The organism is Stenotrophomonas muris, assembly GCF_052751275.1.
In genome coordinates, this window is record NZ_CP199879.1 from 2,822,065 (window position 1) to 2,835,153 (window position 13,089).

The window sequence follows — 13,089 nt, forward strand, 5'->3', positions numbered from 1 at the left end:
ATCACGACGGCACCGTATCGCGTATCGCACCTCTCACGTAAGCGCCTGCTTTTGTTCACGTTTTGTGAAGGATGGGGGTGTCCCGTGACATAAATCGATACGAACTCTTTACAGAGCATTAACTAACGAGACTACTATCGGGTCACCGGCTCGGTCATCAACCCAGCTGGCTCCTTCGACGCCCACTTTGGCGTCTTGTGCACGACCTGAGAGAGAGAGCTCGCCATGACTTCACGCACCACCGCACTGGGGCAGGCCATCCGCTATGCCCTGGCTACCACCGCAACGTTGGCCGCCCTGCCCGCGTTTGCCCAGGACGGCAGCAACGCAACGCCCACCAACCTCGACCGCATCGAGATCACCGGCTCGCGCATCCGTCAGGTGGACGTGGAAACCGCCCAGCCGGTGTTCGCGATCAGCCGCAACGACATCGAAAAGCAGGGCTTCAGCTCGGTTGCCGACATCCTGCAGAACGTCACCGCGATGGGCAGCCCGACCATCAGCCGCGCCAATGCGCTGACCGCGGGTGAAAACGCGGGTGGCACCTACATCGACATGCGCAACCTGGGCACCCAGCGCACGCTGGTGCTGGTCAACGGCAAGCGCATGGGCATCAGCACGTCCGGCTACCAGGACATCTCCACGCTGCCGGTGTCCGCCGTGGAGCGCATCGAGGTGCTGAAGGACGGCGCCTCTGCGATCTATGGCTCCGACGCCATGGCCGGCGTGGTGAACATCATCACCCGCTCCAATGTCACCGGTGTGACCGCCAACGTCTATCACGGCCAGTACAGCCAGGGCGACGGCGCACGTGACCGCTTCGACGTGGTCGCCGGCTGGAGCAACGATCGCGTGTCGTTGACCTTGTCCGCCGAGCATGCCGAAGAGAAGGGCGTGTGGGCGCGCGATCGCGGCTTCAGCAAGTACGGCATGACCGATCGCCATCCGTACGACAGCAGCAACTGGACCACGATCAGCCAGTACGGCCAGTTCACCGGTCTGCGCGGCCCGGGCTGTACCGCCACTGCGGGCTGCGGCTATTCCCTCAACCGCGGCGCGGATCCCACCAACCCGGCCAATTACCACCTCACCGATAGCACGCCGTTCACCGGTGACGTGAGCAACGCCAACGACCAGATGCACGTGATGTATCCGGTCAAGCGCGACTCGGTCTATTTCGACGGCCGCTTCAAGATCACCGACAACGTCAACTTCCGCACCGAGCTGGGCTACAACCAGCGTGAGTCCACCCGCCAGATCGCGGGCTATCCGCTGCAGTCGAGCACCGCCGGTGTCGGCTCGATGTCGATCAACAGCTACTTCAATCCGTTCGGCCGCCAGCACGGGTATGCCACCCCGACCGCCGTGGCATGGAACCGCCGCACCTGGGAAGTGCCGCGCGTGACCACCAGCGAGCTGAAGACCTACCGCGCGGTGGCGTCGTTCGACGGTTCGTTCGAGATCGGCAGCCGCTACTTCGACTGGGAAGTGGGTTACCAGTACAACCGCAATGAACTGGAATCGGTGGCGACCGGCAACCTGCACAAGGGTCGCGTCGCCGGCGGCGTCGGCCCGTCGTTCTACAACGCCGCCACCGGCAAGGTGCAGTGCGGCACCGCCGCTGCACCGATCTCCTATGACGTGTGCAAGCCGTGGAACCCGCTGGTGCCGTACGGCACGACGGCTGCCGATGGCCTGTACGGCAACGAAGAACTGCAGGCGTGGCTGTTCCCGGAAGAGATCACCAAGGGCCGTACCACCTCCAAGAACTTCTTTGCCAACATCGCTGGCAGCATCGTGACCCTGCCGGCTGGCGACCTGGGCTTCGCGTTCGGCGTGGAAAGCCGCAAGGAAGAAGGCAAGTACACCCCGGATGCCCTGGCCCAGACCGGCGCGACCACCAACCTGGCCGCGGGCCCGACCGGCGGTGACTACACCGTCAACGAGGCCTACCTGGAAGTGAACGTTCCGGTGCTGGCCGACCTGCCGGGCGCGAAGGAACTGACCTTTAATGGCGCAACCCGCTTCTCGGACTACAACACCTTCGGCAACACGCTCAACAGCAAGTTCGGCTTCAAGTGGAAGCCGATCGACTCGCTGATGGTGCGTGGCACCTGGGCCGAGGGCTTCCGTGCACCGACCATCAGCGACCTGTTCGGTGGTGGTTCGGAGACCTTCGCGCAGTTCAGCGATCCGTGCGACACCCGCTTCGGTTCCTCGGCCTCCAGCGCGGAAGTCCGTGCACGTTGCGCACGCGACATCGCCAATGCGAATACCTTCCGCCAGCTGCGCCAGGGTGGCACCCCGGTGAACACGTCGACGGACGCGACCCCGGTGCCGTTCACCTCCGGGTCGAACCCGCTGCTGACGCCGGAAACCTCGACCAGCAAGACGCTGGGCCTGGTCTGGAGCCCGAGCTTCATCCAGGGCTTCAACGCCTCGCTGGACTGGTGGAAGATCCGCATCGACAACACGATCATCGCCGACACGCCGACCCAGATCCTGCAGGACTGCTACGAATCGGGTATCGACGCGCGCTGCTCGCGCTTCCAGCGTGACCCGGTGACCGGCATCGTGACCAACCTGAAGTTCGGCAACCGCAACGCGGGCTTCATGGAAACCGAAGGCTACGATCTGGACGTGAGCTACCGTCTGGACACCCGGTTCGGCAAGTTCAACGTGAACTCGGCCACCACCTACGTGTCCAGTGCGACCTACCGCACCTCCAACGACAGCTCGATCGTCCCGATCGTCACCAACGGCATCGGCAGCGCTTTCCGCGTCCGTTCCAACCTGGTGCTGGGCTACGAGCGGGGCAACTTCGGCGCGAGCTGGACCGCGCGTTACTATTCGGGCGTGAAGGAAACCTGCTCGAACATCGCGCTGTACCCGGACGAGTGCTCGGATCCGGGTGTGTACGCACCGTGGTACAAGGGCGCACGCAACTACAACGAGCGCGGCGCGGTCACCTTCCACGACGTGCAGGTGCGTTACTCGCTGCCGTGGGACGCCACCGTGTCGGTCGGTGCCAACAACGTGTTCGAGAAGACCGGCCCGGTCATGTACAGCAAGCCGAACTCGGCCTTCTCGTACTACGGTGGTTACGATATCGGCCGCTTCATCTACATGAAGTACCAGCAGCGCTTCTGATCCATCGCGCTGTGACGGAAGCATGACGACCACGGCCCTTCGGGGCCGTGGTTTTTTATTGGCCGCCGCGCCCAGGCGCTGGCCGGCGCCACCGTCATCTGATGGTCGCAAAGCGGTCATGTCGGCTACATCGCCAGGCCCGAGCATGCCGGAAACCCGGAGGCCCGCCATGCGCTATGCCATCGTCACCGAGACCTATCCACCGGAAGTGAACGGCGTCGCCCTCACCGTGCAGGGGCTGGAACAAGGTCTGCGCGCAGCCGGGCACGAGATCGACCTGGTCCGCCCCCGCCAGTCCAGCGAAGCGCTGGATTCGGCACCCGGCACCTTGCTGGTTCCCGGCGCCGCCCTGCCCCGCTACCCCGGCCTGCGTTTCGGACTGCCGGCGCCGATCCGGCTGGGCCGCCATTGGCAGAAACAACGCCCGGATGCGGTCTACATCGCCACCGAAGGTCCGCTCGGCTGGTCGGCACTGCGCACTGCGCGCCGCCTCGGCATTCCGGTCGCCAGCGGCTTCCACACCCGCTTCGACGAGTACCTGCCCGACTACGGCGTGGCGTGGCTGCAGGCCGCAGCCATGCGCTGGATGCGCCGTTTCCACAACCAGGCCGATGCCACCCTGGTGCCGACCCGCGAGCTGCAGCAGTTCCTCGGCGAACAGGGCTTCGAGCGCGTGCGCCTGCTGGCCCGCGCGGTGGACAGCCAGCAGTTCGATCCGGGACGGCGCGATCCCGCGCTGCGCGAGGAATGGGGCGTGGATGGCAACGGCCTGGTGGCGATCTATGTCGGCCGCATCGCTGCTGAAAAGAACCTCGGCCTGGCAGTGAAGGCATTCCGCCGGCTGCAGCAGATCCGGCCCAAGGCACGCTTCGTGTGGGTCGGAGATGGCCCGGCCCGCGAGAAGCTGGCACATGAAAACCCCGACTTCATCTTCTGTGGCATCCAGCGCGGCGATGCGCTGGCCCGGCACTTCGCCAGCGGCGATCTGTTCCTGTTCCCCAGCCGCAGCGAAACGTTCGGCAACGTGACCCTGGAAAGCATGGCCAGCGGTGTGGCCACCGTGGCCTTCGACTACGGCGCCGCGCGCGAGTACCTGCGCAATGGCGAGAACGGCGCAGCCGTGGACAGCGACGATCAGTTCATCGATGCCGCCGTGCGACTGGCCGCCGATGACGCGCAGCGCCGCGAACTGGGCGGCAATGCCGCACGCGCGATGAAGCGCCTGCATCCACAACAGGTGGTGGCCGAGTTCGATGCACTGCTGGCCGAACTGGCACAGTCGCGGAGGAACGGCCATGCGCACTACGCCGCTTGAGCTGCTGGCCGGGCGCGAAGCACGCTGGTGCCGGCGCGCAAACCACTACTGCCGGCGGCGCCGCGTGCGTCGCCTGTTCGCGGTCATCAGCCGGCTCGGCGATGGCGTGTTCTGGTACGTGCTGATGGCCGCGCTGGTGGTGCTGGACGGCTTCGACGGCCTGCGCGCCTCGGTGCACATGGCCGCCACGGGCCTGGCCGCGCTGCTGCTGTACAAGGTCCTCAAGCGCTGGACCCGGCGCCCGCGGCCCTACGCGGCCGACCTGCGCATCCGCGCCTGGGTGGCGCCGCTGGACGAGTTCAGTTTCCCCTCCGGACACACCCTGCATGCGGTGTCGTTCACCATCGTGGCACTGGCCTACTACCCGTGGCTGGCGCCGCTGCTGGTGCCGTTCACCTGTGGCGTTGCACTGTCGCGGGTGGTCCTGGGCCTGCACTATCCTTCCGATGTGCTGGCAGCCACCGCCATCGCCATCGTGCTGGCTTCGGCCAGCCTGACCTGGCTGCCGCTGCCGGTGTGACGACCGGAGCCAGGCAAGGCCCGGCGCCACCATCATCATTGATGGCCTAGAATGCGGGCATGACCACGCTGTTCATTTCCGACCTGCACCTGGACCCCAGCCGTCCGGAGATCACCGACCTGTTCCTGCGCTTCCTGCGCGAGCAGGCGCCCGGCGCCGATGCGCTGTACATCCTCGGCGACCTGTTCGAGGCCTGGATCGGCGACGACACGCCCTCGCCCGCCGCCGACACGGTGGCCGATGCGTTGAAGGTGCTGTCCGACAGCGGCGTGCCGGTGTACTTCATCCGCGGCAACCGCGACTTCCTGCTCGGTGAGGACTACGCGCGCCGTGCCGGCCTGCGCATCCTGCCCGACCCGTGCATGATCGAACTGTACGGCCGCGCGGTGCTGCTGCAGCACGGTGACCTGCTGTGCACCGATGACATTCCCTACCAGCAGTTCCGTGCACAGACGCGCGACCCGGTATTCCAGGCGAAGTTCCTGTCGCAGCCGCTGGCCGCACGCATCGCGTTCGCGCAGAAGGCGCGCGAAGCCAGCCAGGCGCGCCAGTCCGAGATGAAGCAGGACGATCGTGCGCAGTTCGAGTCGGTGACCGACGTGGCCCCTGCCGAAGTCGATGCCACCTTCGTGCGCCATGGCGTGGACACCATGATCCATGGCCATACCCATCGGCCGGCGATCCACACGCTGCAGGCCGGTGGTCGCGAGCGCACCCGCATCGTGCTGGGTGACTGGTACGAACAGGGTTCGGTGCTGCGCGTGGATGCCAGCGGCTGGACGCTGGATACGCTCGCGCGCGAATAACGGATCGCAAGGTGCCAACCAAGGTTGGCATCTACCAGAGCAGGTGCATGCGCCCGGGTAGACGCCGGCCTTGGTCGGCGCCTGGACAGTGTCAGCGGAAGGCCGCGATGGTGGCCTTGGTGTTGACCAGCACGCGCTGGTTGTCGGCGGTGCTGGCGTTGCCCATCGGGATGCCGTTGTAGCTGATGTTGGGGTTGGACCAGTAGTTCAGGCGCGGGCAGCTGCGGGTGCAGTTGTAGGCCATGATCGTGCGCCAGCCGGTGCCGGTGGCCGGCTCGTAGCGATAGCCGTGGCCATAGGCATAGGGCGAGGTGCTCGAGTCGGTGGCGATGTCATGCCGCGCACTCTGCAGATGGCCGATCTCGTGCGCGAACGAGTAATAGCCGGTCGCGCAATCCCAGTACACGGCCGCGAACGCGGTCGACGCCGTCGAGCCGATGCCCGAGGCCAGGCCGCAGTAGGCGGTGTTGTTGATCAGCAGCACGCCCACATCAGCCGTGTAGGTATTCCGGCTGGTGTGGATGCTGTCCATGTAGCCATCGCTGGTGCCACGGAAACGCGCCAGGTCGGTATCGAAGCTGCCCGATTCGGTGTAACTGGTGGTTTCGTAGCGGGCCAGTTCCATGGTGATGCCGACGTTGCTGTTGACATAGCCCTGGTTCGATTCGGCCACGGCCAGCTGCACCAGTGACTGCATGTTGCCGCCATAGGCGGCGACGGCGGCATTGGTCGCCACCACCAGCACGCGGATGGTGGCCGGCGTGCCGGACGACGCCTGCGCGATGCCGAGGCGATCGTTGTTGCCCATCGGGATCTTCGGCAGCTGGTTGTAATCGGCCGGATGGTCGGCCGGCATCCGCGACTCGTCCACTTCCACAAGCACGTGGCGGTTGCCCAGCGGGCGCAGGCGGTACAGCTTTCCATCCTTGCGGATCGAGCCGGTGATGGTATCGCCCGAGCGCACCAGGATCAGCGAATTGCCGGGGTCGTCCTGGCCGTTGGAGGTGGCCGCGGTCAGCTTGTCCGAGGGCGAACGGAACTGGCCATACCAGATGCTGCCGCCATCGGGCAGCGCTTCAACCTTGCTGCGCACGGCCTGCACGCGCTGGCCGAGCAGTTCGAATTCCAGCTGCGGCTGTGCAGTCGCGGCTGCATCAACGCGCACTTCCTGTACCGTCGCGGTGGACGGGGTGGCCAGCAGCTTGCCCAGCGCGGGCTCACTGTTTGCCGATGCGCGGCTGATGACCGTCACCGGCTCGAACAACGGTGCCGCATGCGCGGCCGCCGCCACCGACAAACCCAACACCAGGCCACCTGCCGCTTTGCCAATCGATCTGGACAACATTGCGTCGCTCCTTGAATGATGTGAACAGCGTGGATGCAGCACGACCCGGTTTGCCGGGTTTGGCCATATGGCCTGCGCGGCTCGTGTGAATTCAATAGGCGAGTGGAATGAAAGTCAGGATTTGTGATCGACCGCATCTGCGTTCAGTCAGGTCAAAAGCGTCACTACACTTCGCCAATACACCGCTTTCGCGCTACCGTGACGCAGCCACGACGGGGAATGCACATGGCACCATCGCAGGACACGGACGAAGATGTCGGCTTGCTGCGGATCGGCCTGTTCTTCGATGGCACCCGCAACAACGCGCACAACCTCGCGCGTGGTCGACCACAGCAGCCGCGACCGCGCCCGGCGCAGCTGCGTGCGGATGATGATTCGACCTACCAGAGCCGGCTGACCAGCAGCTACGACAACGGCCTGACCAACATCGCACGCCTGCAGCAGCTGTACCCGGACAGCCGCCGCGATGCGATGGCCACGCCTTCGCTGTCGATCTACGTGGAAGGTGTCGGTACCCGCGATGACGCCGACGACGACCTGATCGGACTGGCGTTCGGTATCGGCGCCAGCGGCGTCCGCGCAAAGGTGCAGCGCGCGCTGCAGGTGGTGCTGCCGGCTGCGCTTGCAGAACTGTCCACGCGTTGGCGGCAACCGCTGCGTCGCGTGCAGCTGGATCTGTTCGGGTTCTCTCGAGGCGCTGCCGCCGCACGTGATATCGCCAACCAGCTGCAGGGCTGGGATACCACGCGTTGGCGGCAACTGCTGCAGTCGTCCGGCCTGGTCTGTACGCCGGACTTCGCCCCTGCCCTTCCGGTGCTGCGATTCATGGGCCTGTTCGATACCGTGGCTGCGGTCAGTGGTGGCCGCGCCGACGAACAACCGCAGCTTGCCTTGTCCAGTGGCATCGCTGCACGCGTGGTGCAGTTGACCGCGCGCGACGAGCATCGCCAGCACTATCCGCTGACCACGGTGGCACCGCCGTTCACCGAGATCGCTTTGCCCGGCGTGCACGCCAACATCGGCGGGGGCTACAACCAGCTGGAGGAAGGCCCCAAGCTGCTCAGCCGCCCACGTCGCCAGCAGCTGCGCCGCCCCGCCGTTGCCGACTACCAGATTCCCCCGCTGGCGATGCTGCAGGCCACCACGGCTTACGCTGAAACGCAGGCCGATGCCGAACGCTGGCGGCAGCAGCTGGGCGTGGACGAAAAGGAAGTGTGGGTGGATGTCTGGCACCAGTGGCAGCAGCAGCGCCGCGCCGGCAGCCGCAGCGTGCTGCTGTCCCCGGTGCTGTACGTGACTGCCGCCGTGGTACTGCGGCGGCGCATCGACTGGCGCTACCAGTTGATCGCGCTGCAGGTGATGCAGCAGCATGCCATCGATGCCGGCGTGACCTGGCGCGCCAGCGCTGCCGAGGTTCCCGGCTGGGAACTGCCGTCGGCCCTGCAACCGATCGCACGGCGGCTGGTGGCAGGGCAGGCGTTGACCCAGACCCAGGAGGCGCTGCTGCGCCGACGCTACCTGATGCAGTCGGCGCACTGGAATTTCGACGCGCTGGGCGACACCGCCCTGACCTATGCCGCCGATGCCGGCGTCAGCGAACTGCCCTACCGGCCCGGTCCCGGCCTGTTCTACATCAACCGGCCCACCGTGGATGGCAAGCGCGTGGTGCTGCCCAACGCATGAAAAAGGGGACGGAGGGGATTAAGTCGTTTGTGCCACAAACGACTTAATCCCCTCCGTCCCCTTTTGTTCAACCGGCCTGTTCGACCAGGTTGCCGAGCTCGTCGGCGTCGAAGCCGGCCAGCAGGCGCGCTTCGATGTTGAACGGCCCGTGCAGGTAGCCGCCGGCGTATTCCACCAGCAGCGCCTTGAAGCGCGCACGCGGCTCGACGCCGGCGCGATCGCAGTACCAGCGGTACCAGCGCGAACCGGCGGCAACGTGCGCCACTTCCTCGCGCAGGATCACTTCCAGTACGTCGGCGGTTTCACCATCACCGACATTGCGCAGCTTCTCGATCATGCCCGGTGTCACGTCCAGGCCGCGCGCTTCCAGCACGCGCGGTACCAGGGCCATGCGCGCCAGGCCGTCATGCGCGGTCTTTTCGCACATTTCCCACAGGCCGTTGTGCGCGGGGAAATCGGCGTAGTCGTGGCCATGCGCCTGCAGGCGCTCGCGCAGCAGCATGAAGTGCCGCGATTCGTCGTCGGCACAGCTGACCCAGTCGGCATGGAACGCTGGCGGCAGGCCGCGGAAGCGGTACACCGCATCCCAGGCCAGGTCGATCGCGTTGAGTTCGATGTGGGCGATGGCGTGGATGAAGGCGGCGCGTCCTTCCACGCCGCCCAGCCCGCGCCGGGGCACTTCGCGCGGATGCACCAGCACCAGCCGTGCCGGCCGGCCAGGCATGCGGATCGGTTCCGGCGGCGGCGCATCGGCAGCCACCTTCAGGCGACCGGCACGGAACGCGGCGGCATACGCCTGGGTCAACGCGACCTTGCGCAGCGGGTCGGCTTCGGCCAGGCACTGCTGCGCCGCGCGCAGCAGGTCGCCACCAACGTCGGGTACATCGACCACGCCTGGACCTCAGGCGCGGCGCTTGTGCTTGGCGTCGTCCGAACGCAGCTGCTGGATGCGCTCGAAGTAGCCCGGCTCGATACCCGTCGGGTAGTGGCCGTTGAAGCAGGACGAATCGAAGTTGCGCAGCGCCGGGTTGCCCTCGCTCACCGCCGCTTCCATGTCCTCCAGATCCTGGTAGATCAGCCAGTCGCAGCCCAGGTGGGCCTCGATCTCTTCGACGGTGCGGTTGTGCGCGACCAGCTCTTCGGCCGCCGGCATGTCGATGCCGTAGATGTTCGGGTAGCGCACCGGCGGTGCCGCGCTGGCCAGGTAGACCTTGCGCGCGCCCGCATCACGGGCCATCTGCACGATCTGCTGGCTGGTGGTGCCACGCACGATCGAGTCGTCCACCAGCAGCACCACGCGGTTGCGGAACTCCAGGTGGATCGGGTTGAGCTTGCGGCGCACCGACTTCACGCGTTCGCCCTGGCCCGGCATGATGAAGGTGCGGCCGATGTAGCGGTTCTTGATGAAGCCTTCGCGATACTTCACCCCAAGCACGTTGGAGATCTCCAGCGCGGCATCACGCGAGGTATCCGGGATCGGGATGATGGTGTCGATATCGTGGTCCGGGCGCAGGCGCAGGATCTTCTCGCCCAGCTTGATGCCCATGCGCATGCGCGCCTTGTGCACCGAGACGTTGTCGATCATCGAATCCGGACGCGCGAAGTACACGTACTCGAAGATGCACGGGGTGTGCTCGGCAGGCTCGGCGCAGATTTCCGAGAACAGCTCGCCGCGGGCGGTGATCACCAGGGCTTCGCCCGGCTGCACATCGCGCACCCGCTGGAAGCCCAGCACGTCCAGCGCGGCCGACTCGGAGGCCACGATGTACTCGTCGCCCTCGGCATGGCTGCGCTTGCCCAGCACCAACGGACGGATGCCGTGCGGGTCGCGGAAGGCCACCAGGCCCAGGCCCAGCACCACGCTGACCACCGCGTAGCCGCCCTTGCAGCGGCGGTGCACGCCAGCCACCGCGCGGATCGCGGCTTCCGGGCTCAGCTGGCGCTGCTGCTCCAGCTCATAGGCGAACACGTTCAACAGCACTTCGCTGTCCGAATCGGTGTTGACGTTGCGGCGGTCCTGCTCGAACACCTGCTGGCGCAGCGCCTCGGTGTTGATCAGGTTGCCGTTGTGGGCCAGCGCGATGCCGTACGGCGAGTTGACGTAGAACGGCTGCGCCTCGTCCATGCCTTCCGAGCCGGCCGTCGGGTAGCGCACATGGGCGATGCCGACGCTGCCTTCCAGGGTGGACATGGTACGTGCATCGAACACATCGCGGACCAGGCCGGTGGCCTTCTGCACCCGCAGGCGGCTGCCATTGGCCGTGGCGATGCCCGCGGCATCCTGGCCGCGATGCTGGAGAACGGTCAAGCCGTCATACAACTGCCCGGCGACGTTCTGGTTGCCGACGATTCCGACGATGCCACACATGGTGCGAAGTCTCCGCTGGGCTGTGCCCAGTTACAAGGAAGGTGGCCGTACCTGGCCGCGGTGGTCGCCGCGCCTGCGGTCGACATTGGCCGGATCGCCCGGCTCGATACTGTCTGGCAGTGCTGGGGCGTCCGGGCGCACTTCGGCCGGATCGTATGCGTCGCCCTGTTCCGCTTTCGCGGGCCGCAGCCATCCGCTGCCCGCCACTACCTGGTTGAGGATGCCATTATCGCCTGCCGCGCCCGGCTTTCCCAGATCGGCGCCTGCGCTCTTCCCCAGCTCCATCAATGCAGATGGGGACAGCATGTCGGTCGGCAAGGTCTTGGGCAGCAGATCGGCGCCGGGCACCTGCCAGTGCGGCAGCTTCCCGTTCATCCAGGCCACGGCCGGGTTCAGCACCGGGCGGACCGCCGAGCGCTTCCAGGAGGGTTCGGCGGTCAGCGGGGTGAAGCCGGCCAGCAGCACCAGGATCGCCGCTATCAGGCCGCCACGCACGGCGCCCAGCACGCCGCCCAGCAATCGGTCCAGGCTGGTCAGCATGCTGCGATGGATCATCGCCTTGATGACCATGCCGATCACCGCGACCACGATCATCACGCCAATGCCCACGCCCAGGTAGCCGCCAACGAAATGCTCGCCGCCGGGTGCGGCCGGGGCCGCCCACCAGCGTGCCGCATCGTTGCCGAAGGCGAAGGCCGCCCACGCGGCCAGCAGCCACGACAGCGTGCCGATGACGATTCCAACAAAGCCACGCAGCATCCCGAGCAGGGTCGAGGCGGCGATCACGATCAGCAGCACCACGTCGATCATGGCGCCCCGCTCCTTCGGCGGCGCTGGCAACGGGCCTGCGCGTGGATCATGGGTGCGGTCGGACCATGCCGGCCACGCCGACCTTGGCGGCGACCTGCGCCTTCAGCTGCTCGGCGTCAGCGCGGTTGGCCACCGGTCCGACGCGGACGCGATGCAGCGTGCCCTTTTCAGTGCGTACCTGCTCGACGAAAGCACTGAAGCCGGCGGCGCGGACCTTGTCGCGCAGCGCGTTGGCATCGTTGGCCTGGCCGAACGCGCCCAACTGCACGGCGAAGCCGACGCCACTGGCCGCCGGTGCTGTCGGCGTGGCAGGGGCCGGCTTGCTGGCGGCAGCCTCCGGCTTCGGCTCGGGCTTGGCGTCCGGCTTCGGAGCCTCGGGCTTCGGTGCCGGCTTGGGCGGCTCTGGTTTGGTGGTCGCCGTCGGCGTGCTTGGCGGCAGGCTTTCGCTGCGCACCGGGTTGCTGGTGGCCGACGGCGTGGTGGCCGCGGCCGGGGTGCTGGTGGTCGGCGCCGGCGTGGCGGCAACCGCCGCACTGCTGCCTGCCGCCGCATCCAGGGTGATGACTTCTGCCTTCACATCGGCGCGGATCTTGACCGCCTGCAGGCGCGCGGCTTCGGCCTGGGCACGGTCGGCATACGGCCCGACACGCACACGCCACGCCTGGCGCCCGCTGATGGTGGTGGTTTCGGCGAAGCCTGGCAGCTGCGAGCGCTGCAGGTAGGCGATCACCGCATCGGCGTCGGCCTTGCTGCCGTAGGCGCCAAACGTGACGGCGAAGTTGCCGGCGGCAACCGCCGGAGACGTGTCCACGGTCGGCGGCGTAGCCGGCGCGGCCGTCTCCTGCAGCGGCTTGGCCTGCCCGGTCTGCAGGCCGGTGGCTCCACCGGCCGGAGCAACCAGCGGCAGCTCACGGGTTTCGAACTGGCCATCGGCCGGTGCGTCCGGCGCGGCGATCGGCACCGAGGCCACACCGCTGTCCGGCGCCGGTCCCTTGACCAGCATCGGCAGGAAAATCACGGCCAGCGCCACCAGCACGATGGCACCAATCAGACGCTGTTTCAGAGGCGTATCCACGTGAGGCGGCAACTGTC

At 66.8% G+C, this 13,089-nt stretch carries 10 protein-coding genes; 5 read left to right on the top strand and 5 right to left on the bottom strand.

What is annotated here, in order from left to right; all coding sequences use genetic code 11:
- Positions 1-225: 225 nt before the first annotated feature.
- The 4 genes from ACUVWL_RS13230 (at position 226) to lpxH (ending at position 5,791) form a co-directional block, all read left to right on the top strand.
- Positions 226-3,150 (top strand): TonB-dependent receptor domain-containing protein, encoded by a 2,925-nt coding sequence (locus ACUVWL_RS13230; protein WP_032955931.1) that lies wholly within the window; start codon positions 226-228, stop codon positions 3,148-3,150.
- A 169-nt stretch (positions 3,151-3,319) separates the two neighbouring features.
- Positions 3,320-4,465, top strand: coding sequence for a glycosyltransferase family 4 protein (locus ACUVWL_RS13235; protein WP_014646086.1), 1,146 nt, complete (start codon positions 3,320-3,322; stop codon positions 4,463-4,465).
- Positions 4,446-4,985, top strand: a complete 540-nt coding sequence (locus ACUVWL_RS13240; protein ID WP_032955935.1) for a phosphatase PAP2 family protein — start codon at positions 4,446-4,448, stop codon at positions 4,983-4,985. Before ACUVWL_RS13235 ends, ACUVWL_RS13240 begins: the two co-directional genes overlap by 20 nt.
- Before the next feature lie 59 nt (positions 4,986-5,044).
- Positions 5,045-5,791: a UDP-2,3-diacylglucosamine diphosphatase gene (gene lpxH, locus ACUVWL_RS13245; protein ID WP_445978454.1), complete on the top strand. Its 747-nt coding sequence runs from the start codon at positions 5,045-5,047 to the stop codon at positions 5,789-5,791.
- Positions 5,792-5,882: 91 nt separating this feature from the next.
- Here lpxH and ACUVWL_RS13250 read toward each other — a convergent pair whose 3' ends face one another.
- Positions 5,883-7,136 carry a M12 family metallo-peptidase gene (locus tag ACUVWL_RS13250; RefSeq protein ID WP_014646083.1) on the bottom strand — a complete coding sequence of 418 codons (1,254 nt, stop codon included), beginning with the start codon at positions 7,134-7,136 and terminating at the stop codon, positions 5,883-5,885.
- A 225-nt stretch (positions 7,137-7,361) separates the two neighbouring features.
- On the opposite strand from ACUVWL_RS13250, the gene ACUVWL_RS13255 reads away from it, so the two are divergent.
- Complete coding sequence (locus ACUVWL_RS13255; protein WP_046429116.1) at positions 7,362-8,819, top strand: DUF2235 domain-containing protein; 1,458 nt, start codon at positions 7,362-7,364, stop codon at positions 8,817-8,819.
- Between the two features lie 67 nt (positions 8,820-8,886).
- On the opposite strand, the gene ACUVWL_RS13260 is transcribed toward ACUVWL_RS13255, so the two are convergent.
- The 4 genes from ACUVWL_RS13260 to ACUVWL_RS13275 are packed head-to-tail and all read right to left on the bottom strand — an operon-like array spanning position 8,887 to position 13,072.
- Positions 8,887-9,711 carry a ferritin-like domain-containing protein gene (locus tag ACUVWL_RS13260; RefSeq protein WP_049440272.1) on the bottom strand — a complete coding sequence of 275 codons (825 nt, stop codon included), beginning with the start codon at positions 9,709-9,711 and terminating at the stop codon, positions 8,887-8,889.
- 9 nt (positions 9,712-9,720) lie between these two features.
- On the bottom strand, positions 9,721-11,187 hold the full coding sequence (gene purF / locus ACUVWL_RS13265) for an amidophosphoribosyltransferase (RefSeq protein WP_005408246.1): 1,467 nt from the start codon (positions 11,185-11,187) through the stop codon (positions 9,721-9,723).
- 30 nt (positions 11,188-11,217) lie between these two features.
- Positions 11,218-11,997, bottom strand: a complete 780-nt coding sequence (locus ACUVWL_RS13270; protein ID WP_014036126.1) for a CvpA family protein — start codon at positions 11,995-11,997, stop codon at positions 11,218-11,220.
- Positions 11,998-12,043: 46 nt separating this feature from the next.
- Positions 12,044-13,072: an SPOR domain-containing protein gene (locus ACUVWL_RS13275; protein ID WP_049440275.1), complete on the bottom strand. Its 1,029-nt coding sequence runs from the start codon at positions 13,070-13,072 to the stop codon at positions 12,044-12,046.
- Positions 13,073-13,089 lie beyond the last annotated feature (17 nt).

Excerpts from the sequence above, each read along its gene's own strand:
- ACUVWL_RS13230 (WP_032955931.1), top strand. The coding sequence starts at position 226 with ATGACTTCACGCACCACCGCACTGGGGCAGGCCATCCGCTATGCCCTG.
- ACUVWL_RS13235 (WP_014646086.1), top strand. The coding sequence starts at position 3,320 with ATGCGCTATGCCATCGTCACCGAGACCTATCCACCGGAAGTGAACGGC.
- ACUVWL_RS13240 (WP_032955935.1), top strand. The coding sequence starts at position 4,446 with ATGCGCACTACGCCGCTTGAGCTGCTGGCCGGGCGCGAAGCACGCTGG.
- lpxH (WP_445978454.1), top strand. The coding sequence starts at position 5,045 with ATGACCACGCTGTTCATTTCCGACCTGCACCTGGACCCCAGCCGTCCG.
- ACUVWL_RS13250 (WP_014646083.1), bottom strand. The coding sequence starts at position 7,136 with ATGTTGTCCAGATCGATTGGCAAAGCGGCAGGTGGCCTGGTGTTGGGT.
- ACUVWL_RS13255 (WP_046429116.1), top strand. The coding sequence starts at position 7,362 with ATGGCACCATCGCAGGACACGGACGAAGATGTCGGCTTGCTGCGGATC.
- purF (WP_005408246.1), bottom strand. The coding sequence starts at position 11,187 with ATGTGTGGCATCGTCGGAATCGTCGGCAACCAGAACGTCGCCGGGCAG.
- ACUVWL_RS13270 (WP_014036126.1), bottom strand. The coding sequence starts at position 11,997 with ATGATCGACGTGGTGCTGCTGATCGTGATCGCCGCCTCGACCCTGCTC.